Below are 20,770 nucleotides of genomic sequence, written 5' to 3' on the forward strand. Positions count from 1 at the left end.
CCACGGGCCGACGTCGTCCCCACCATGATCCAACCTGAGTGACGACAGGAGGCCCGGTGGCTCAGCCGTACGCGGACATGATTCAACCGCATCCGCACAGCCCGCAGGCGTCCCCGATGCCCGGCCCCCGCCCACCCGCCCAGGGCCTCTACGACCCGGCGCAGGAGCACGATTCCTGCGGGGTGGCCTTCGTGGCGGACCTGCACGGTCGGCGTTCGCACGCGGTCGTCGCCAACGGGCTCGGTGCCCTCTGTCGACTGGACCATCGCGGCGCTCGTGGCGCCGAGCCGAACACCGGCGACGGTGCGGGCATCATGATCCAGGTCCCCGACACGTTCCTGCGCGCGGTGGCCGACGTCGCGCTTCCCCCGGCGGGCGAGTACGCCACCGGCCTGGTCTTCCTTCCCGACGACGACACCGCCGAGGCGCGTGCCCGGCGGGTGGTCGAGAAGTACGCACTGGTCGAGGGCGCCGACCTGCTCGGCTGGCGGGACGTGCCGATCGACCCGAGCGAGCTTGGCGAGACGGCCCTGGCGGCGATGCCGCGGGTCCGGCAGCTCTTCCTGGCCGCGCGCCGGCTCACCGACGCGCCCGAGGGGCCGGCCGGTTCACCGCTGCGCGGCATCGAGTTGGACCGGGTGGCGTTCAGCCTGCGCAAGCAGGCCGAGCGGGAGACCGCCGAGCGGGGTGTGCCGGCATACTTCCCGTCGCTGTCCAGCCGCACCATGGTCTACAAGGGAATGCTCACCCCCGACCAGTTGCCGGCGTTCTACCCGGACCTGCGCGACGAGCGGGTCGACAGCGCGATCGCGCTGGTGCACTCCCGCTTCTCCACCAACACCTTCCCGTCCTGGCCGCTGGCACACCCGTACCGGTTCATCGCCCACAACGGCGAGATCAACACGATCCGTGGCAACCGCAACTGGATGCAGGCCCGCGAGGCGCTGCTGCGCTCGCCGAACGTGCCGGGCAACATCCGGCGGGTCTTCCCGGTGTGCACGCCCGGCGCCTCCGACTCGGCGAACTTCGACGAGGTCCTGGAGCTGCTGCACCTGGCCGGGCGGAGCCTGCCGCACGCGGTGCTCATGATGATCCCCGAGGCGTGGGAGAACGACCCCGGCATGGAGCCGGCCAAGCGCGCCTTCTACCGCTTCCACGCCAGCCTCATGGAGCCGTGGGACGGCCCCGCGTCGGTGGCGTTCACCGACGGCGAGATCGTCGGCGCGGTCCTGGACCGCAACGGGTTGCGCCCGGGGCGCTGGTGGCAGACCGACGACGGGCTCGTGGTGCTCGGCTCCGAGGCGGGCGTACTCGACCTCGACCCGGCCCACGTGGTCGCGAAGGGGCGACTCCAGCCGGGCAGGATGTTCCTGGTCGACACCGTCGCGGGCCGGATCGTGCACGACGAGGAGATCAAGTCCGAGTTGGCCGCCGCCCAGCCGTACGGCGAGTGGCTGCACGCCGGGCTGATCGAGCTGGGCGACCTGCCGGCCCGCGAGCACACCGTCTACACCCACGACTCGGTGCGCCGCCGGCAGCAGACCTTCGGTTACACCGAGGAGGAGCTGAAGATCCTGCTCGGGCCGATGGCCCGCACCGGCGCCGAGCCGCTCGGCTCGATGGGCACGGACACCCCGATCTCGCCGTTGTCGACCCGGCCACGGCTGCTCTACGACTACTTCCATCAGCTCTTCGCCCAGGTCACCAACCCGCCACTGGACGCCATCCGCGAGGAGCTGGTGACCAGCCTGGCGTCGACGATCGGGCCGGAGGGCAACCTGCTCGACCCGGGCGCGGCGAGCTGCCGGCAGATCGTGCTGCCGCACCCGATCATCGACAACGACGAGCTGGCGAAGATCCTCTCCATCGACGAGGACGGCGACCTACCCGGCTTCAAGGCGGTCCGGGTGTCCGGGCTGTACCGCATCCGGGAGGGCGCCGCCGGGATCAAGGCTCGGCTGACCGAGATCTGCCGGCACGTCTCCGAGGCCATCGAGGACGGCGTCCGCATCCTGGTGCTCTCCGACCGGGACTCCAACGCCGACCTGGCGCCGATCCCGTCGTTGCTGCTCACCGCCGCCGTGCACCAGCACCTGGTGCGGGAGCAGACCCGCACCCAGGCGGCGTTGATCGTGGAGTCCGGCGACTGCCGGGAGGTGCACCACGCGGCGGTCCTGATCGGGTACGGCGCGGCGGCGGTCAACCCGTACCTGGCGTTCGAGTCCGTCGAGGACATGATCTCCACGGGTGCGCTGGCCGGCGTCGAGCCCGCTGCCGCGGTCCGCAACTACGCCAAGGCGCTCGGCAAGGGCGTCCTGAAGATCATGTCGAAGATGGGCATCTCGACGGTCTCCTCGTACTGCGGGGCTCAGGTCTTCGAGGCGGTCGGCCTGGACACCCGGCTGGTCGAGCGCTACTTCCGGGGCACCCCCAGCCGGATCGGCGGGGTGAACCTGGCGGGCGTACACGCCGAGGTGGCCGCCCGGCACGCGCTGGCCTGGCCTCCGGAGGGCTCCGCCGCCTCCGACCGGTTGGAGGTCGGTGGCGAGTACCAGTGGCGCCGCGAGGGTGAGCTGCACCTGTTCAACCCGGAGACGGTCTTCCTGTTGCAGCACGCCACCCGCAGCCGGCAGTACGACGTCTTCCGGGAGTACACCGCGAAGGTCGACGCGCTCGCCGCGCAGGCCGGCTCGCTGCGCGGGTTGTTCACCCTGCGCACCGGGCTACGCCCGGCGGTGCCGATCGACGAGGTCGAGCCGGCCAGCGAGATCGTCAAGCGGTTCGCCACCGGCGCCATGTCGTACGGGTCGATCTCCGCGGAGGCGCACGAGACGCTCGCCATCGCGATGAACCGTCTCGGCGGCAAGTCCAACACCGGTGAGGGTGGCGAGGACGTCGATCGCCTGCACGACCCGGCCCGCCGCTCCGCGGTCAAGCAGATCGCCAGCGGCCGGTTCGGCGTGACCAGCGAATACCTGGTCAACGCGGACGATCTCCAGATCAAGATGGCCCAGGGCGCCAAGCCGGGTGAGGGCGGTCAACTGCCCGGCAACAAGGTCTGGCCGTGGATCGCCCGTACCCGGCACGCGACACCGGGCGTCGGTCTGATCTCCCCGCCGCCGCACCACGACATCTACTCCATCGAGGACCTCGCCCAACTCGTGCACGACCTGAAGTGCGTCAACCCGGCCGCCCGGGTGCACGTCAAGCTGGTCAGCGAGGTCGGCGTCGGCACCGTCGCCGCCGGGGTGGCGAAGCTCAAGGCCGACGTCATCCTGATCTCCGGCCACGACGGCGGCACCGGCGCCTCCCCGATGAACTCCCTCAAGCACGCGGGCACCCCGTGGGAGCTGGGGTTGGCCGAGGCGCAGCAGACACTGCTGCTCAACAAGCTGCGCGACCGGGTCACCGTGCAGGTCGACGGTCAGCTCAAGACCGGCCGCGACGTGCTGATCGCGACGCTGCTCGGCGCGGAGGAGTTCGGCTTCGCGACCGCGCCGCTGATCGTCGCCGGTTGCGTGATGATGCGGGTCTGTCACCTGGACACCTGCCCGGTCGGCATCGCCACCCAGAACCCGGTGCTGCGCGAGCGCTTCACCGGCACCCCGGAGTTCGTGGAGAACTTCTTCCTGTTCCTCGCCGAGGAGGTCCGGGGCTACCTGGCCGAGCTGGGTTTCCGGTCCATCGAGGAGGCGATCGGGCAGTCCGAGCTGCTCGACGTGGCCCCGGCGCTGACGCACTGGAAGGCGCACGGGTTGGACCTGGCGCCCGTCCTGCACCTGCCGGAGCTGCCCGCCGGCGCCGCCCGACGAGGGGTCCGCGCCCAGGACCACGGCCTGGAGCTCTCCCTGGACAACGAGCTGATCGCGCTCGCGCAGCCCGCCCTGTCCGCCGGCGCGCCGGTCCGGGTCGAGGTGGCGGTCCGCAACGAGCACCGCAGCGTCGGTGCGATGCTCGGCGGTGAGGTGACGCGCCGCTTCGGCGGCGCCGGCCTCCCGGACGACACCATCGAGTTCGTGCTGCACGGCACGGCCGGGCAGTCGTTCGGCGCGTTCCTGCCGCGCGGGGTGACCCTGCGGCTACACGGCGACGCCAACGACTACGTGGCCAAGGGCCTCTCCGGTGGGCGGATCATCGTCCGCCCGGACGCCGCCGCGCCGTTCCTCGACCCGGACGCCGATCCGGGGCGGCGGGCCGAGGATCAGATCATCGCCGGCAACACCATCCTGTACGGGGCCACGGCGGGTGAGGTCTTCCTGCGTGGCCGGGTGGGGGAGCGGTTCGCGGTGCGCAACTCCGGTGCGGTCGCCGTGGTCGAGGGTGTCGGCGACCACGGCTGCGAGTACATGACCGGCGGCACGGTCGTGGTGCTCGGCGCGACCGGCCGGAACTTCGCGGCCGGGATGTCCGGCGGCATGGCGTTCGTGCACCACCTGGACCGCGCACGGGTCAACACGGAGCTGGTCGACCTGGCGCAACTGGGCGAGCAGGAGCAGTCGTTGCTGCACGAGCTGGTCCAGCGGCACGTCGCCGAGACCGGGTCGGCGGTCGCCGAGGAGCTGCTCAAGCGCTGGCCGGAGGCGGTGGCCGAGTTCACCGCCGTGGTGCCCCGCGACTACCGCCGGGTGCTGGAGATCATGAAGGCCGCCGAAGCCGCCGGCCGCAACGTCGACGACGCGGTGATGAGCGCGCTCAGCGCGCCGTCCGCCGCGCCGGTGCCGCCCGCCCCGCGGGTGGCTGCCCAGGAGGTGGCTCGTGCCTGACCCGAACGGTTTCCTGCGCTACGACCGGCGACTGCCGGCCCGCCGCCCGGTGCCGGTGCGGCTCAGTGACTGGCGCGAGGTCTACCCGCCGGCCGGCGAGGAACTGGTCCGCGAGCAGGCCACCCGCTGCATGGACTGCGGCATCCCGTTCTGCCACGACGGTTGCCCGCTGGGCAACCGCATCCCGGACTGGAACGACCTGGTGCGGACCGGCAACTGGGACGCCGCGGTCGAGTCGCTGCACGCCACCAACAACTTCCCGGAGTTCACCGGCCGGCTCTGCCCGGCGCCCTGCGAGGCGGCCTGCGTCCTCGGCATCTCCGGTGGCCAGCCGGTGACCATCAAGCAGGTCGAGGTGGAGATCGCCGACGCCGCCGCGGCGCGCGGGTTCATCCCTCGCCCGGTGCCGGCGCCTTCCGGTCGGTCGGTCGCCGTCGTCGGCTCCGGGCCCGCCGGCCTCGCCGCCGCCCAGCAACTGGCCCGCGCCGGTCACGCGGTGACGGTGTACGAGCGCGACGACGCGATCGGTGGCCTGCTCCGGTACGGCATCCCCGACTTCAAGCTGGAGAAGCGGCACATCGACGCCCGCCTGGCCCAGCTCGTCGCCGAGGGGGTGCGCTTCCGCACCGGCGTGAACGTCGGGGTGGACGTCACCGCCGAGCAGTTGCGCGCCGAACACGACGCGGTGCTGCTGGCCTGCGGCGCGTTGCAGGGCCGGGACACGCCGGAGACCCCGGGGCGGGTGCTTCGGGGCGTACACCAGGCGATGGCGCACCTGGTCGCGGCGAATCGCGCGGTCGCCACCGCGGCCACCGACCAGCCTGGCGTCGCGGCCACCGGCGAGGCCCGGCCGGCGCGTGCGTCGCTGCCGGACGGCACGCCGATCGACGCGGCTGGCAAGCATGTGGTGATCATCGGTGGCGGTGACACCGCGGCCGACTGTCTCGGGGTCGCGCACCGCCAGGGCGCGGCCGGCGTGCACCAGCTCGACCTGTACCCGCAGCCGCCGCACGAGCGCGACGAGGCGCGGGACCCGTGGCCGACGTGGCCGTGGGTGCTGCGCAGCTACCCGGCGCACGAGGAGGGTGGCGAGCGGGTCTTCGCCGTGGCGGTGCAGGAGTTCGTGGACGACGGCACCGGGCAGGTGCGGGCGGTGCGGATCGCCGAGGTGACAGTGGAGAAGCGCGACGGTCGACGGGTCGTCACCGTGGTGCCGGGCTCCGAGCGGGAGCTGCCGGCCGATCTGGTGCTGTTGGCGATCGGCTTCGAGGGCACCGAGCAGCAGCCGCTGCTGGCCCAACTCGGCGTGACCCGTAATCCCCGGGGCGCGGTCGACGCCCGCGACGACTGGCAGACCGACGCCGACGGGGTGTTCGTGGCCGGTGACATGCACCGGGGCGCCTCGCTGATCGTCTGGGCCATCGCCGAGGGGCGTGCCGCGGCTGCCGCCATCCACGGCTACCTCGGTGGTGTCGGTGCGTTGCCGGCCCCGGTCGGGCCGGCCGCGCAGGCTCTCGCCGCCCGCTGAGCGGACATCACCAGGCGGGTCGACGGAGGTCCGGTCGGTGCGGCAGACCCTGCCCACCGGCCGGACGTCCCCGCCGGGAAGGCCGCTCACGAAGATGGCCGCGTGCCCTGGTTCTGGACGCTCGTCGACTTGTCGTTCGCGGTCGGGGCGTTCCCGCCGCTGTGGTTCGCCTACCGGCACATCCGGGCGGTCGAAGCGAGCACGGCTGCGGCGACAGGCGTCCCAGCGACTCCGTGATCGGGCCTCGCCAGGCCCTCGGCAGGGTGGGTGAAGCCGGCCGGGGACGACCTGCGGGAGGGTAACAACACCCCTGACGGTCCCTGTCGAGCTGCCCCAGATGTGGGCCGCGATCATCGCCCCATTTGTGGGGCAGCTCGACAGGCAAGCACCGAAGTGGTCGGTCGTCGATCCGCGCCCCGGGGAGAACGCGGGAGGCCGGGGAGACAGGGCGCCGACGCCCGGAAGGGCCTGCCGCAGGGGCGGCAGGCCCTTCCGGGGCACACCGGATCACTAGTGCGACATCAGGTGGTGCGACTCGCGGATCTTGGCCCAGGACTTCGGCTCGGCCGGCGGGGCCGCCTTGCGGGCTGCGCTGGCCACGTCGGGCCGGCCGGCGGTGAACAGCCAGGTGGTGAACACCTCGTCCAGGTCCAGCCCGGCGATCCGCTCGGCCAGTGCCTGGAACTGCTCGATGGTGCCGTTGCCGTACCGGTGCTCAGTGGTCCAGGCCGGCAGGATCTCGAAGAACGCGTCGTCGCCGACGGCCAGCCGCAACTGGTGCAGCGCCATCGCCCCGCGGTCGTAGACGGCGTTGTCGAAGATCCGGGCGGCACCCGGGTCACCGGGCAGCACCTGCCAGAACCCGTCGTCGGCCGGGTAGCTGGCGTAGGTGAAGTCGAACACCTCCTGCGCGGTGCCCTCACCCTGCTCCTCCGACCAGAGCCACTCGGCGTACGACGCGAAGCCCTCGTTGAGCCAGATGTTGCGCCAGTCGGCCACCGAGACCGAGTCGCCGAACCACTGGTGGGCCAGCTCGTGCGTCACCACGTACGTGTTGGCGCCGCGCCGCCAGAAGCCCGGCCCGTACACCGGTCGGGTCTGCGTCTCCAGGGCGAAGCTGATGCCGTCCACGGGCCCGGCCACGCCGCCCTGCGCCTCGAACGGGTACGGCCCGAAGATTCCACTTCCCCAGTCGACGATCTCGGCGGTCCGCTCGATGCTGGCTCTCGCGGCCGGCCCGAGCGCGCCCAGCGAGGTGCTGTACGCGTTGATCACCGGCTGGCCGCTCGGGGCGGTGTCGGTGACGATGTCGTACTGGCCGATGGCCATGAAGGCCAGGTAGGTGGCGGTGGGTGAGGTGGTCCGCCAGATCCACCGGGTGCGGTTGCCGGCCTCGGCCACCGGTGGCCTCGGCTGCACGCCGTTGCTGATCACCTCGACGCCGGTGGGCACCGACACCGAGATGTCGAAGGTGGCCTTGTCCAGGGGGTGGTCGTTGCTCGGGAACCACCACCACGCCGACTCGGGCTCGTTGACGGCGAGCGCGCCGTCGTCGGTGCGCGTCCAGCCGGTGTAGCCGCCGACCAGCGTCTCCGACGGGATGCCGTGGTAACGCACCACGATGGTGAGCTGCTGACCCCGGGTCACCGTGCGGGCCGGGGTGACCACCAGCTCGTGTGCGCCCGCGGTGCTGGTGGTCGCCGCCCAACCGTTGACCCGCACCGACTCGACGTCGAGCAGGAAGTCCAGGTTGAACGCCGACAGGTCCTGGGTGGCGGTGGCGAGGATGGTGGTGGTGCCGGTGAGCAGGTCGGTGGCCGGGTCGTAGCGCAGCCGGACGTCGTAGTGCTCGACGTCGTAGCCGCCGTTGCCGTAGTCGGGGAAGTAGGTGTCGCCCAGGCCGGCCGCGCCGGGTTGCGGCGCGGCGGTGACGATCGGCCGGCCCCAGCCCGTCGGGGCGGCCTGGCCGGGGGTGCCGGCGAGCATGGTGCCGGCGGTGGTGAGGGTCAGGGCGGCGGTGGCCGCCGTGAGTGCTCGTCGCACGAGGTGGACTCCCTCCATCGGGTGTTCGCCACGCAAACCTAATCGACAACGGTGAACGTCGCCGACCCGCCGCGCGGCGCGGGCGAGCCGGGAATGTCGGCCGCCGGTGCCTGGCGGGGCTTGCGCCGCAAGGTCACACTGTGTGGATCGGAGGTGACGCGTGCGGCGGTCCGAGGTGCCCAAGCAGGAGTTGATCGGCCAGCGGCAGACGTCCGCCGGCCGAGACCGGCTGCCGTCCGGCGGGCTGGAGTTCTTCGCGCTGCTCGCGCGGCTGCTGCGGCGACCCCGTCGCGGCGACCGTCGGCTGCCGCTGCTCTGGCTGGTCCGCTCCGACACGGCGGATCTGATGGTGCCGCTGCGGCGGTTCCTCGGGCAGGGCGCCCGGCGACGGGTGCCGCACGCGGTGCTGGACGCCGACGCGCCACCGGGCGCCGGGGACCTGCCGGCGCTGCTGCGCGAACTGCACCGGCAGCTCTCCCTGGAGGCGTTCGGCGCCGCCCGGCTGCGCTTCCGGCACTACCCGCTCGCCGACTGGCTGATGCACCAGAGCCTCAGCTTCGGCATCGACGCCGACGACAGCCGCGCCGCCCTGGTCCGCCGGTTGCGCGACCGCCGGGGCCCGCGTACGCCCGAGGCCGCGCCCACCGGCGGTGACGCGGTCAGCATCGTCTCGCAGGTGCTGCTCTGGCTGGTTCGCCGCGCCGTGCCCGGGGTGGTCTTCCGGGCCGCCGTCTCCGGCCGGGTGCCGGTGCTCGGGCGGCACTACAACTGGTTCATGCGTCAGCAGTACCTGGCGCCCCGGCAGTCGGTCACCTTCCTCGGCTTCGCCGAACGCCTCACCGCCGGGTGGCGCGACGGCGAGCAACCCGACCAGGTCAACAAGCTGCTGCTGCACGCGTTCCTGGAGGACCTGCGGCAGGCGTACCGGCGTCGACCGTGGCGCCCGTCGGACTGGCGGCGCACCGCGTACCCGGCGCTGCTGGTCGATCACGTCGCGCCCGGCAACGTCGGCGGCGAGCTGGTGCGCCTGATCGGCGACGTCCGCACCGAGACCGGCCGCAACGATCCGCTGCTCGTCATCGTGTCCGGTGGACAGCCCCCGCCGGAACTGCCCGAGCCGCACCCGTTGACCGAGGCCGACGAGGCGTTCGACGAGTGGGTCGACGCGCTGCCGGAGATGCGCCGCCTGCGCCGCCCGGCCGCCTGGCTCGTGGCGCTGCGCCCCGACGACACCGACACCGGCCCACCCTCCCGTGCCGGTGTGCGGCCCTTCTCCGCGCCCGACCCGCCCTGGTGGTCGCGGCGCTTCCTGCCGGCGGCTCTCTGCCTGCTGTTGGTGGCGGCGCTGGGCGTGTGGGTGGGCAGCCGGTGGGGGCCGGGCTGCCACCCGTCGCTCACCGGCGGCCGGATCTCGGTAGAGGTGGTCGGCAAGGACGAGTGTGTCGGCTACAGCGACAGCGCCGCGCAGGTGTTCAACAACGACCCCGGCCAGGAGGGACTGCGGACCGTCCAGCGGCGCATCTTCGCCCAGAACCGCGCCGCCGAGGAGGTCTGGCAGCGCAGCGACCAGCGCCGTCCCTTCCTCACCCTGGTCTACCTGGGCACCCTGACCGGCAACCTGACGCGCGCGGACGAGGAGTCGTACGTCTCCGAGCGGGAGGAGCTGGAAGGCATGGCCACCGCCCAGTACGCGTTGCTGAAGGAGTCGGCCGGCGCCGACGGCGCGGCGCTGCTGCGGATCGTGGTGGCCAACGGCGGCAAGCAGATGATCTACGCCGACCGGGCCGTGTCGATGCTGGCCGAGCTGGCCTCGGACGACCCCACTGTGGTCGGCGTGGTCGGCCTGGTGGAGAGCCGGACCAGCACCGCCCGAGCGCTGCGCGAGCTGCACAGGGCCGGGCTGCCGGTGCTGGCGCCCACGCTCTCCGCCGACAAGATGGACGCCAACTCCCGCCTCTACCTCCAGATCTCCGCGCCCAACACCGACCAGGTGGAGATGGTCGACGCGTACGCCCAACAGGTGCTGAAGGTCGGCGAGGCGCACGTCTACTACACGACGCTGGAGGGCAGCACGCTCACCGAGGACCTCTACGTGGGCACCCTCGTCGACGGGCTGCGGCAGCGGTTCGGCGCCCGCATGACGCGCCTCGACGAGTGGAGCACCGGTGAGCGGCTGACCGACGAGTGCGGTTACACCGGCCTGCTCTTCTACGCGGGCCGCTGGACGGAGTTCGACGGTTTCCTGCGGGCGCTGCGCGAGTGCGGGGCCGACCCGCCCCGGCACCTCGTCGCCGACGACTCGGTCAACCGCTACATGGCCAACCCCGGGCTGCGCGCCGCCGCCCCCGGCAACCTGCCGGTCACCTACGTCTCCAAGGCCTCCCTGGCCACCTGCGCCGCGCTGCGGGCCGCCGAGGCGCGCCGCGACGATGCCCGGGCCAGTTTCCTGTCCTGGATCCAGGCCGACGACCTGCTGGACCCGCCGCGATGCCGACCGGACTCCGGGCACCAGGTCGGCGAGCGGGTCAGCCTCGCCTACGACGCGGCGATGATGCTGATCCGGGCGGTGGAGAGCCTCGCCGCCCGGCTGCACCACGCCGACCCGCGACAACGCTGGGAGCCGACCTCGATCAACCCGGTCGCCGTGCACGCGGAGGTGCTCCGGCAGAACGCCGGCCAGGGCTACCCGGGGGTGGCCGGGCTGATCCGGTTCACGCCCGACTCCGGTGAGCCGGTCGACAAACGGCTGGCCCTGCTGCGGGTGGAGCAGGTGCCGCAGGTGGCGACGGCACCGGTGGAGGTCTTCCGCTGCGGGCTGGCCGACGCGCCCGACCCCGCGCCGTGCGGCCCTGCCTGACGGGCTCGGCGTGACACGTCCTCGCAGGACTGTCCGCCTGCCACCGCCGTCCGTTAGGGTTCCTGGCACCAGGCGGTCGTCGGCGTTGGGGGCAGAGGGTGGGCAGGCTCGCGTCGGCGTACGGGCAGGCGATCAACTCCCACCGGGCGGCCCGCGCGCACCTCGACGCCGCCAGCAACGCGCTCGGCAACGCGCCGGCTGCCGTCGCCCCGGTCGGTGTCGACGCGCTGGTGAGCCGACTCGCCCGCCTCGGCGGCGCCCTGGCCACCCCCGCCCCGGGCGCCACACCGCTGACCGACCGGCCCGCGGCCGTCCGGATCGGCGAGGCGTCCATCTCGGACGGCGGCTTCCCGGTGCTGGTCCCGCTCGGCGGTGGGCACCACCTGGCCGTGGACACCGACGCCCGCGACCCGCAGGTCGCCGGGCTGCTGCGGGCACTCGTGCTGCGGCTGGTCGCCACCGCGCCGCCCGGTCAGGTCCGGGTCGCCGGCATCGACACCGCGGCGCTCGGCGCGACCTTCGGCCCGTTGCGTCCCCTGCTCGACGCGGGGGTGCTCGACCCGCCGGCCACCAGCGAGAGCGAGGTGGCCGCGCTGCTCGATGCCGCCGAGCAACATGCCCGCGCCGCCCAGCACGGTCAGCCCGCCAGCCGGCACCTCCTGGTGGTGGTCGCCACCGCCGCGCCACCGCCGCGTGAGCTGGCCCGGCTCGCCGCGCTCACCCACGCCGGCCCGGCCGCCGCCGTCTGCGTGCTGCTCACCGGCCACCCGTCCCGGGTGCCCGGGGAGACCGCGCCGCCGCTGGGTGGCACCACCGCCATCCGGCTCCACCAGGGGTACGCGCAGGTCGGCGACCCGCCCGGCCTCCCGTTCAGCGCCGACGGCAGCGGGCTCGCCGCACCCGTACTGCTCGACGGTGACCCGCCGGCCGCCTCGGTACGCGCGCTCGCCGAGCACCTCGGCGCCGCCACCCGCCGCGCCGACGCGCTGCCCTTCACCGACCTGCTGCCCGAGCGACGCTGGGCCGAGTCCGCCGGCAACGGTCTGCGCACGGTGATCGGCCGGGCCGGCACCGCCCCGCTGACCGTCGCCTTCGACGACGCCACCCCGCACTGGCTGGTCGGCGGGCGCACCGGCGCGGGCAAGACCGTCTTCCTCCTCGACGTCCTCTACGGACTGGCCGCCCGCTACTCCCCGGCCGAGTTGCAGCTCTACCTGCTCGACTTCAAGGAGGGCGTGAGCTTCACCGAGTTCGTGCCCACCGGTCGGGACCCGTCCTGGCTGCCGCACGCCCGTGCCGTCGGCATCGAGTCCGACCGCGAGTACGGCCTCGCCGTCCTGCGCGAGCTGCGCCGGGAGGCGCAACGCCGGGCCGGCGCGCTGAAGCGCCACGGCATCACGAAACTCGCCGACCTGCCGCGGGACAGCCCGCTGCCCCGCATCGTGGCGGTCGTCGACGAGTTCCACGTGCTGCTCGCCGGCAACGACGCGCTCGCCCGCGAATCCGTCGACCTGCTGGAGGAACTGGCCCGCAAGGGCCGCTCGTACGGCATCCACCTGGTGCTGGCGAGCCAGAGCATGACCGGCATCGAAGCCCTCTACGGGCGGGCCGAGGCGATCTTCGGCCAGTTCGCGTTGCGGGTGGCGCTGCCCGGCGGCGGTGGGGTGCTCGACCAGCTCAACGACGCCGCCGCGGCCCTGCCGGTCGGCTCCGCCGTGGTCAACACCGCCGCCGGCGCGGTCGGCGCCGACACCGTGCTGCGCTTCCCCGACGCGCACGCCGCGGCCGCGGACCTCGCCGCGCTGCGCCACGAGCTGTGGCAGGCCCGCCCGCCGGGCTCGCGGGCACCGGCCGTCTTCAAGGGGTACGAGGTCGCGCGGGTCGAGGACGACCCCACCTTCGCCGGGTTGCGTCCCGGCGGTCGGCGCCCGATGGCCCTGGTCGGCCGGACCGTCGACGTGCACGGCACCACCGCCCTGTTCCTGATGGACACCACCCCCGGCCGGCACCTCGCCGTGGTGGGCACCGCACCGACCGGCGCGGACGTGCTACGCGCCGCGACGCTGAGCCTGGCCCGTCAACACGCCCCCGGTGACGTCCGGTTCCAGGTGGCGTCCCTGGTCAGCGTCGCCGACCCGGTCGCCGACGACACCGAGGCGGTCCTGCGGGCCGCCGGCCACCCGGTGCACCGCCTCGACGCGGCCGGGCTGCGCGACCGGGTCACCACGTTGGCCGCCGAGCCCGCCGGCCGCGAGTACCTGGTGGTGTTCGGCATGGACGCCGCCGCGCCGGTCTTCGGCGCGACCGACCCGGGTACGTTCCGCTCCGGCCTGGACGACCTGCGCACACTGCTGCGCCAGGGCCCCGGGCAGGGCGTGCACCTGCTCGGTTGGTGGCGGGGGCTGCGCCGGCTCGCCGACGACCTCGGCGGCACCCAGAACCGTGACGACGTCGCCTGTCTGGTCGCCCTCAACGTGCCCGGGGCCGAGCTGGCCCTGCACCTCGGGACACACGACCTGACCTACACGCCCCGCGCCGACCGGGCGCTGCTGATCGACCGGCACGACCAGCGCACCCGGCTGATCGTCCCGTTCGTCGGCGACGGGCACGACCCCGACGGGGAGCGGTGACAGTGTCCTTCGAGGAGTACGCGGCGCTGGCCCGACAACTCGCCGAGCAGCGCCGGGCCGGTGAGCAGCACGCCGCCACCGAGTCCGCGCGCCGCCGCGACCTGCACGCCGCCGTCGACTACCTCCAGCAGCGGCTGACCGCCCAGGGGCACCGCCTCGACCAGCTCGGCCGGGCGATCCGTGTCGAGCAGCCACCCGCAGGTGCTACCCCGGGGCGTCCGGCTAAGTCCGCCGACTGGCCGAGCCCACCGTCCGGCTCCGGCTCCGGTGCGGCTTCCGGCTCCGGGTCGGTGTCTGGCTTCGGGTCGATGTCTGGCTCCGGGTCGATGTCTGGCTCCGGGTCGGTGTCTGGCTTCGGGTCGGCTTCCGGCTCCGGGTCGGTGTCTGGCTTCGGGTCGACTTCCGGCTCCGGGTCGGTGTCTGGCTTCGGGTCGACTTCCGGCTCTGGGTCGGTGTCTGGCTTCGGGTCGGCTTCCGCTTCCGGGTCCGGCTCGTCGGCACCTGGATCGCAGGGCTTCGGGTCGGCTTCCGCCTCCGTTTCCGGCCCGTCGGCACCCGGAACGGGGGACAGCGGACCCGACGGCGCAGCCGGCGTGCCGGGGCGGGCGGGGGTCGGGGCGTATCCCCAGCTGCCGGCGGGGGAGGCGCGGCTGGCGCTGCCGACGGCGGTGAGCCCGGCGGGCGTCGGGGTGCCGGCGCAGCGCGCGGCGGCGGTCGACCCGGCGGTCGAGTTGGAGTTGGCCCGGCGGATGGCCGACGAGGCCGACCGGCACGGGCAGCAGGCGGAGCTGCTGGCCCAGCGGCCGGCGCTCCTGCCGACGTGGTCGCCGCTCGCGCGGGCGGTCGCGGTCTACGCCGCGTCCGGTGCTGCCGCCGGGGTGCTCGTGCTGGCCCTGGTGCTGGCGTCCGGGGTCGGTCTGGTCGACGGGTTCACCCTCGGCGCGTGGATCTGCGCGGGGCTGCCGGCGGTGGCGTTCTTCGGTGGGTACCTGGTGCTGGGCAGGTGGGGTCGGCCCGCGATGGTCACCGGCACCCCGCCGCGTTATCTGCCGCTCGGGTTCCTGATCTGTTTTCTGCTGGTGCCGATGGCCTACTGCGCCTACCTGCTGCTGGTCCGCGGCCTGCGCTGACCCCGCCGCAGGCCCGCCCGGCGTGATCGACTCGTTTTTCAGAAAGTCGCGGTGTCCCGGAGGTCCGGACACCCCGACTTCCTGAAACCCGAGTCGACCTTGAGGTCGACGGCCTACGCGGCGTGGTAGGTGAGCAGCCCGCTGTCGCTGAACCTCTGCTCGGTGCCGCTGTTCGAGAGGCCGAAGACGCGACAGGTGCGGCCGTCGGCGGGTTGCCCCGCTGACGCTTCGGTGTAGGACCAGACCTGACCCACCCGCGCCTTGAACGTACGACTGGTCCGCGGTGGCACGTCGAGCGCCCTGTGCGGCTCGCAGTTGTCGTCGAAGAGCCACAGCACGTACGGCTCGCTGCTCGCCGAGGCGGTGCCACGGACCGGGTCGCCCCAACGGTCGGCGGGGATGTCCCGGTGGAAGTACGCCACGGCTTCCTCGCCCTTGGTCTGCGCGATGCAGGCCCGGGCGAGCTGTGCCCGAGATTCTGCGGGGGTCACGCTTGGCGCGGGCGGTGTCGAGGAAGACGACCGGGAACTGTCGAGGAGGCCCCACCTGTCACCGGTGGCGTGGGCAGCGACGAGCACGAGGGCCAGCACTGCCGCGAGCCCGCCCGACAGCGCGATGGCCCTGGTCCGGCGACGACGGCCGCTAGCGGTGGTGGGGTTTCCTTGAGGTGCCACGTCGCGTCGCTCCTCCAGCGGCATGGACCGCCCACTTGGCTGCCGGCAGCAGAGTCTATGACGCTGCCCGCCCCGGCACTGTCCCGCACATGCGGCCCGTGCCGCGTCAACCGCTGGTCGGTCGCGCCTGCCTGCTGCCGATCCACGCCTAAGCTCATCCGTCCGCCTCAGCGCTGGACCTGACCTGGGAGACACCAATGCCCGCCACAGCGAAGTAGGCGCTGATCGCCGATGGCATCCGCGCTCAGATCAAGTCCGGCGAACTCGCGCCGGGCGACAAGCTGCCCTCGACCTCCGAGCTGTGCCGTCAGCACGACGTGTCAGCCATCGTCGTCCGTCAGGCCATCAACGCGCTCAAGATCGAGGGCTTGGTGGAAGGTGTCGGAGGCGTCGGCGTGTTCGTCGCCGAGAGCTGAGTGCTGTCAACATTAATTGCCGAGCGCTGCCGTAGATCTTGGACAGTTTCCGTCAGCTCGGAACGGAAACTGTCCAAGATCTAGTCTTTCGGGCGGGTCGAAGCTGGATGCCATCTCGCTATTGGTGCTTGTCGGGCACTCGCCAACCGTGCGGTGGCCGGTGAGCAAGCGGGTGGTCGCGCTGAGTGCGTGGATCTCGTACGCTCCCATGTGGTCTCCGCCGGTGCGGTGGCGGAGGCGATGGTCGATCATGGGGAGGCGCGCGTGAGCGCAGCACAGATCATCGCGAGGCTGGCGGCGGCGTCGCAGAAGCTGGACGAGGCAAAGGCCAAGACCGCAGCGGCAGCCCAGGACGCGGCCGAGGCGCGGGCACTGGTGGCCGGTGCGCTGGAAGGCGTGGCAGCCGGCCCGCTCGTCGGCATGATCGATGCGTACCGTCAGGCGCTGGCGCAGGCGTCCCAGGGCGGCGAACCGGCCAAGCAGCACGTCCAGGAGACGATCGCCAAGGTCCGAGCGCTGGGAAACTGACCACGGGTGGTGGTAGCACAACCCACCAACCACCCGCAGCGGCCAGCGTCACCCTGCGACCGGCAGTCCCACGGTCAAGGCCGGCGCTGCCGGATCGCAGCCGGCGACGTGAGGCGCGAAGCCGGGAAGGCCGGGAGGCACCACCGCCCACCAAGCGCAGAAGTGTTGGCCCGGAGGCAATTGCTGTTGGCGGGTCGGCAGCGGCAACAGCGTGGGCGACGGTTTCAGAGTTCTTGCCGGCGCTACCGAAGGCGGTCGCCGGCGTCGTCCTTGGGGCCGTGGCGACCTGGGGATCCCTCAAGGCATACAAGGCGAGATCGCAGGATAGCGGAGGTTCCTTTGAAGATCGATGAGCGAGTTGAGCAACTCGTCCGAGATGGGCTGCACTGGGCCGTGAAGCGGCAGCCCGGCGAATTTGATGAGGCGCTCAAGACGTTTTCCGACGAATCAACGCGGCAGTCCGCCATGGAGTTGCTTGTTGCCATCTCGGCCTTCGTAAGTACCGACATCTGCGGAGGCAAGCCGTCGCCCGAACAGATTGAGGAACTGGCCACTGAGGTTGCAGAGGCTGAGTCCTGGAGTTCGGCGACGTCACCTGAGATCGAAGCCTTCCTCGGTGCCGCTCTGACCGGTCGACCACTGTCGGGCGTGCTGCCGGCCGGTAGCGCAGTCATCCTTGCCTTCGTTGTGGCGGCAAGCCTGTTGGCCGCGCGACCGAAGCCTGAGGGGGAGTGGTGGTTCAACTACCTGGACAAGGTGGAGGCGGCCATTGAAGCGGCGGGGTAACGCCCCCGAGGAGATCAATCGGTCTCCGAGGGTTCCCCGGGTGCGCGTTCGATGACGACGAGGGGGATCTCGCGGTCGGTGCCCTTCTGATAGCGCTCGTACGTCGGGAAGACCTTCGTCATCACCGGCCACAGCCGGACCCGTTCCTCGCCCGTCGCCGTGCGGGCCCGACCGGCGAACCGCTCCGCTCCGACCTGGATCTCCACCGCCGGGTCGGCGGTCAGGTTCAAATACCAGGCGGGGTGCTTGTCCGCGCCCCCGTTGGATGCCACCAGCAGGTGGTGGTCGCCGTCGCGGCCGTACATCAGGGCGGTGCGGCGCAGCGTGCCGGTGCGGCGTCCGCGGGTGGTGAGGAGCAGCGACGGTACGCCCTGGTAGGTGCCGCCGTCGGCGCCGTCGGTTTCGACGTACCGCCGGATGTGCTTGGCCACCCAGCCGACCGGGCTGTCCTCGATCGTCTCGTGCTGCTCCTGCGCGGTCATCGCTCTGCCTCCCTCATCGGGCCGGTCCCCGGGGGTGAGGGCAGGCCGCGTTCTGATGCCGGTGAGTCACCACGATGACTCACCGGCATCAGGCTTTCACAGGACCCGGCCTCCGGGGGCCGTGGGACCAGGCCCGAGAGGGGTCCTCTGCGCGAGCGCGGACAGGACATGCCCTCCGGGAGCCGTGGGACCAGGCCCGAGAGGGGTCCTCTGCGCGAGCGCGGACAGGACATGCCCTCCGGGAGCCGTGGGACCGGGCCCGAGGGGGGTCACCCGCGCGAGCGCGGCAGGCAGCACTTCTTGTACTTCGCCCCGGACCCGCACCAGCAGGCGTCGTTGCGGCCGGGTGGCCAGGCCCTGAGGTCGGGCCCGGTGAGCGAGTCGGCGTACTCGTCCTGGGTTTCCTCGTCGGTGGGGTCGCTGCCCTCGCGTTCGGCGAAGGCCGCCAGCCCGGCGACGGACCCGACGGCCACGCCCAGGTCGGCGCCGCCCAGCCCGGAGGCGTCGGCGAGGGCGCGCTCGGTCTGGGCGCGGTGTTCGTCCCAGCTGGTGGGGTAGCTGCCGGCGAGGGCGGGCCAGCGCAGCAGCAGCGCGTCGAACTCCGCCTGCGGCCAGAACAGCAGCGTCGCGGGGCCATCGTCCAGCGCGTCGAGCGCGTGGTCGCTGGCGGCGCGTAGCCGGTCGGCGAGGTTGTCGTACTCGTCGTGCGGGAGGCCCATCTCCTCGCGCAGGGTGTGCCGCCGCTGGGTCAGGCCGTAGATCATGGCCGCGGCCTCGTCCTGGGCGTCCTCGGATTCGTGCTGCTGGTTGCGGGTCCGTTCCAGGATCGCGTCGAGCGCCCCGGTCAGCCATTCCAACGCCAGGTCGGTGTGGCCGGCGTCGGCCAGCTCATCGATCAGGTACGTGGCGTTGGGGTTGGTTTCCAGCAGCGGGCGCAGGGCGGTCAGTTCGGCCATGCCCTCGTCGGAGCGGCCGAGGCGCAGCAGCAGACCGCCGCGCACCGACCGCGCGTACGCGTCCTCGTCGGGTTGTTCGGCGATGGCGCGGGTGGCCAGCGCGAGCGCGTCGGCCAGGTCGCCGGCCTGCTCGAGGATGTCCGCGGCGACCAGCAGGGCGTACGCGGTGTCGTCGGGGTCGGCGACCCGTCCCTCGTCGACGGCGCCCACCAGCTCGGCGACCAGCGCGGCCGGGTCCGGGCTCTCGGGTCCCAGGGCGCCGATCTCCTCGATGCGGTCGGTGGTCAGCAGTTTGGACATGGGCGCATCCTGGAAGACGAATAGGCAGACGGGAAGCGGTCAGCGTACTCCTGGGGCCGACGGAAACCCCGAACCCGGACGCCCGCCGCCGCCCAAGCGCAAGATCCGCGTACTTTCGGTGAAAGTGCTGCCTGCCAACGCGTTGAGGCAGCACTTTCACCGAAGTTGCGCGGATCTTGGACCACGGAGGGGCGGCGCGGCGGGTCAGCGGGTCGCGGGCATGGTGGCGAACTCGCCGGCTAGCTCCGACTCGACGATCGTCGTGGTGGACGGCCGGGGACCGGCCGCCTTCCGCCGGGCGGACGGGACGGCGAGGGCCGCGAGCGCGGCGGCCAGTGCGATGGCCGTGAGGACGAGAAACCCCATCGTGAAGCCGGCCTCCCGGGGCAGGCCGTTGGCCTGCGGGTTCGCGGTGATCACGCCGCTGACCACGGCGGCGCCGATCGCGCCTCCGATGGTACGGATGTTGGCGTTCATACCGGTCGCGACGCCGGTCTGGCTGGCGGGCACGCTGGCGACGATCAGGTTGGCCATCGACGCGAAGGCCAGGCCGATGCCGAGGCCGACCAGGCCACCGGCGATGGCGACCTCCCAGCGGGTGTCGTGCGCGGCGGCGAGCATCGCGGAGGCGGCCACGTTGAACGTGGCGCCGGTGGCGAGCTGCGCCTTGGCGCTGAAGACGGCCTGGAGCCGGCCGGCGACGATGCCGGCGACGAACATCGCGCTGACCATCGGCAGCATGAGCAGACCGGCCTGGCTGATGCTCGCGCCGAAGCCGTAGCCGGCGGCGGTCGGGGTCTGGAGGAACTGGGGGAGGAACGCGTACACGGAGAACATCGACGCGCCGTAGAGCAGGGCGACCAGGTTGGTGGTCCAGACGCCGGGCAGGCGCATCATCCGCATGTCGATCAGTGGGTTGGGCGACCGCACCTCGGCGACCAGCCAGCCGACCAGGAGCACCACGGCGAGGGCCAGCAGGCCGAGCACCCGGGGGCTGGTCCAGCCCCACGCCGCGCCCTGGCTGATCGGCAGCAGCAACGCGACCAGCCAGCCGGAGAGCAGCAGGGTCGCTCGCCAGTCGATGCGACCGGGGGTGCGGACCGGGGACTCGGGGACGAACAGGTGGGCGGCCACGGCGGTCAGCCCGACCACGACCATCGGGATCCAGAACAGCCAGCGGTAGTCCAGCGTGCTGACGATCGGGCCGGCCAGCACGATGCCCAGGCCACCGCCGACGGCGACGATCGCCGAGATGGCGGCCACGGCCGTGGAGACCCGCGCGGCGGGGAACTCGTCGCGGATGATGCCGAACGACAGCGGGAAGACGGCTCCACCGATGCCCTGCACGACGCGGGCGAGGATGAGGACGCCGATGTTCGGCGCGATGGCGGCCAGCAGGCAGCCGAGGGCGAGCGCGGCGAGCGCGACGACCAGCATCCGCTCCTTGCCGACCATGTCGCCGACCCGCCCGAGGATCGGCGTGAAGATCGACGCTGAGAGCAGGTAGGCGGTCAGGACCCAGGTCACGGTGTTCTGGGAGGTGTGCAGATCGTGCTGGATGGTCGGCAGCACCGGGGTGATCAGCGACTGGAGCATCGCGAAGAACCCGGCACCGGCCGCGAGCACGGTGAAGGTGAGCCGACGCGAGCTGCGTCGGGAGGTCACTACCACGAGAGA

Annotated in this window: 13 protein-coding genes; 8 read left to right on the forward strand and 5 right to left on the reverse strand. The window is 72.6% G+C overall.

Going from position 1 to position 20,770, the window contains the following annotated elements:
• The first annotated feature begins 77 nt into the window (after positions 1–77).
• Together gltB and LADH09A_RS20090 are read left to right on the forward strand one after the other, a co-directional pair.
• A complete protein-coding gene (gene gltB / locus LADH09A_RS20085; protein ID WP_238647062.1) occupies positions 78–4,763 on the forward strand; it encodes a glutamate synthase large subunit in 4,686 nt (1,561 codons plus the stop codon).
• Positions 4,756–6,291 (forward strand): glutamate synthase subunit beta, encoded by a 1,536-nt coding sequence (locus tag LADH09A_RS20090; RefSeq protein ID WP_238647021.1) that lies wholly within the window; start codon positions 4,756–4,758, stop codon positions 6,289–6,291. The genes gltB and LADH09A_RS20090 overlap by 8 nt, the downstream gene beginning before the upstream one ends.
• 510 nt (positions 6,292–6,801) lie before the next feature.
• On the opposite strand, the gene LADH09A_RS20095 is transcribed toward LADH09A_RS20090, so the two are convergent.
• A complete protein-coding gene (locus LADH09A_RS20095; RefSeq protein ID WP_274529819.1) occupies positions 6,802–8,352 on the reverse strand; it encodes a M1 family metallopeptidase in 1,551 nt (516 codons plus the stop codon).
• Between the two features lie 142 nt (positions 8,353–8,494).
• Here LADH09A_RS20095 and LADH09A_RS20100 point away from each other — a divergent pair, with 142 nt between their 5' ends.
• From LADH09A_RS20100 to LADH09A_RS20110, 3 genes are all read left to right on the forward strand, one after another.
• Positions 8,495–11,191: a type 1 periplasmic-binding domain-containing protein gene (locus tag LADH09A_RS20100; protein ID WP_238647023.1), complete on the forward strand. Its 2,697-nt coding sequence runs from the start codon at positions 8,495–8,497 to the stop codon at positions 11,189–11,191.
• Positions 11,192–11,289: 98 nt separating this feature from the next.
• The gene (locus LADH09A_RS20105; RefSeq protein ID WP_238647024.1) at positions 11,290–13,821 is read left to right on the forward strand and encodes an FtsK/SpoIIIE domain-containing protein; all 2,532 of its coding nucleotides are present in this window, start codon (positions 11,290–11,292) and stop codon (positions 13,819–13,821) included.
• A 593-nt stretch (positions 13,822–14,414) separates the two neighbouring features.
• On the forward strand, positions 14,415–14,951 hold the full coding sequence (locus LADH09A_RS20110; RefSeq protein WP_238647025.1) for a hypothetical protein: 537 nt from the start codon (positions 14,415–14,417) through the stop codon (positions 14,949–14,951).
• Positions 14,952–15,064: 113 nt separating this feature from the next.
• Here LADH09A_RS20110 and LADH09A_RS20115 read toward each other — a convergent pair whose 3' ends face one another.
• On the reverse strand, positions 15,065–15,442 hold the full coding sequence (locus tag LADH09A_RS20115; protein ID WP_238647026.1) for a hypothetical protein: 378 nt from the start codon (positions 15,440–15,442) through the stop codon (positions 15,065–15,067).
• 404 nt (positions 15,443–15,846) lie between these two features.
• On the opposite strand from LADH09A_RS20115, the gene LADH09A_RS20120 reads away from it, so the two are divergent.
• From LADH09A_RS20120 to LADH09A_RS20130, 3 genes are all read left to right on the forward strand, one after another.
• Positions 15,847–16,041: a winged helix-turn-helix domain-containing protein gene (locus tag LADH09A_RS20120; RefSeq protein ID WP_238647063.1), complete on the forward strand. Its 195-nt coding sequence runs from the start codon at positions 15,847–15,849 to the stop codon at positions 16,039–16,041.
• Positions 16,042–16,230: 189 nt separating this feature from the next.
• On the forward strand, positions 16,231–16,569 hold the full coding sequence (locus LADH09A_RS20125; protein ID WP_238647027.1) for a DUF6244 family protein: 339 nt from the start codon (positions 16,231–16,233) through the stop codon (positions 16,567–16,569).
• Between the two features lie 339 nt (positions 16,570–16,908).
• The gene (locus LADH09A_RS20130; protein ID WP_238647028.1) at positions 16,909–17,355 is read left to right on the forward strand and encodes a hypothetical protein; all 447 of its coding nucleotides are present in this window, start codon (positions 16,909–16,911) and stop codon (positions 17,353–17,355) included.
• A 14-nt stretch (positions 17,356–17,369) separates the two neighbouring features.
• Here the strand turns inward: LADH09A_RS20130 and LADH09A_RS20135 are convergent, their stop codons facing one another.
• The 3 genes from LADH09A_RS20135 to LADH09A_RS20145 form a co-directional block, all read right to left on the reverse strand.
• A complete protein-coding gene (locus LADH09A_RS20135) occupies positions 17,370–17,837 on the reverse strand; it encodes a nitroreductase family deazaflavin-dependent oxidoreductase (protein ID WP_238647029.1) in 468 nt (155 codons plus the stop codon).
• Positions 17,838–18,106: 269 nt separating this feature from the next.
• Positions 18,107–19,093, reverse strand: a complete 987-nt coding sequence (locus LADH09A_RS20140) for an SEC-C domain-containing protein (RefSeq protein WP_238647030.1) — start codon at positions 19,091–19,093, stop codon at positions 18,107–18,109.
• A 204-nt stretch (positions 19,094–19,297) separates the two neighbouring features.
• A complete protein-coding gene (locus LADH09A_RS20145; protein WP_238647031.1) occupies positions 19,298–20,764 on the reverse strand; it encodes an MFS transporter in 1,467 nt (488 codons plus the stop codon).
• Between the last annotated feature and the right edge of the window lie 6 nt (positions 20,765–20,770).

It is taken from the genome of Micromonospora cabrerizensis, assembly GCF_022230955.1.
GTDB classification, from domain to species: Bacteria; Actinomycetota; Actinomycetes; order Mycobacteriales; family Micromonosporaceae; genus Micromonospora; species Micromonospora cabrerizensis.

What these genes read in the sequence shown, in the direction of transcription:
- gltB (WP_238647062.1), top strand. Translation starts at nt 78, where the DNA reads ATGATTCAACCGCATCCGCACAGCCCGCAGGCGTCCCCGATGCCCGGC.
- LADH09A_RS20095 (WP_274529819.1), bottom strand. Translation starts at nt 8,352, where the DNA reads ATGGAGGGAGTCCACCTCGTGCGACGAGCACTCACGGCGGCCACCGCC.
- LADH09A_RS20135 (WP_238647029.1), bottom strand. Translation starts at nt 17,837, where the DNA reads ATGACCGCGCAGGAGCAGCACGAGACGATCGAGGACAGCCCGGTCGGC.
- LADH09A_RS20140 (WP_238647030.1), bottom strand. Translation starts at nt 19,093, where the DNA reads ATGTCCAAACTGCTGACCACCGACCGCATCGAGGAGATCGGCGCCCTG.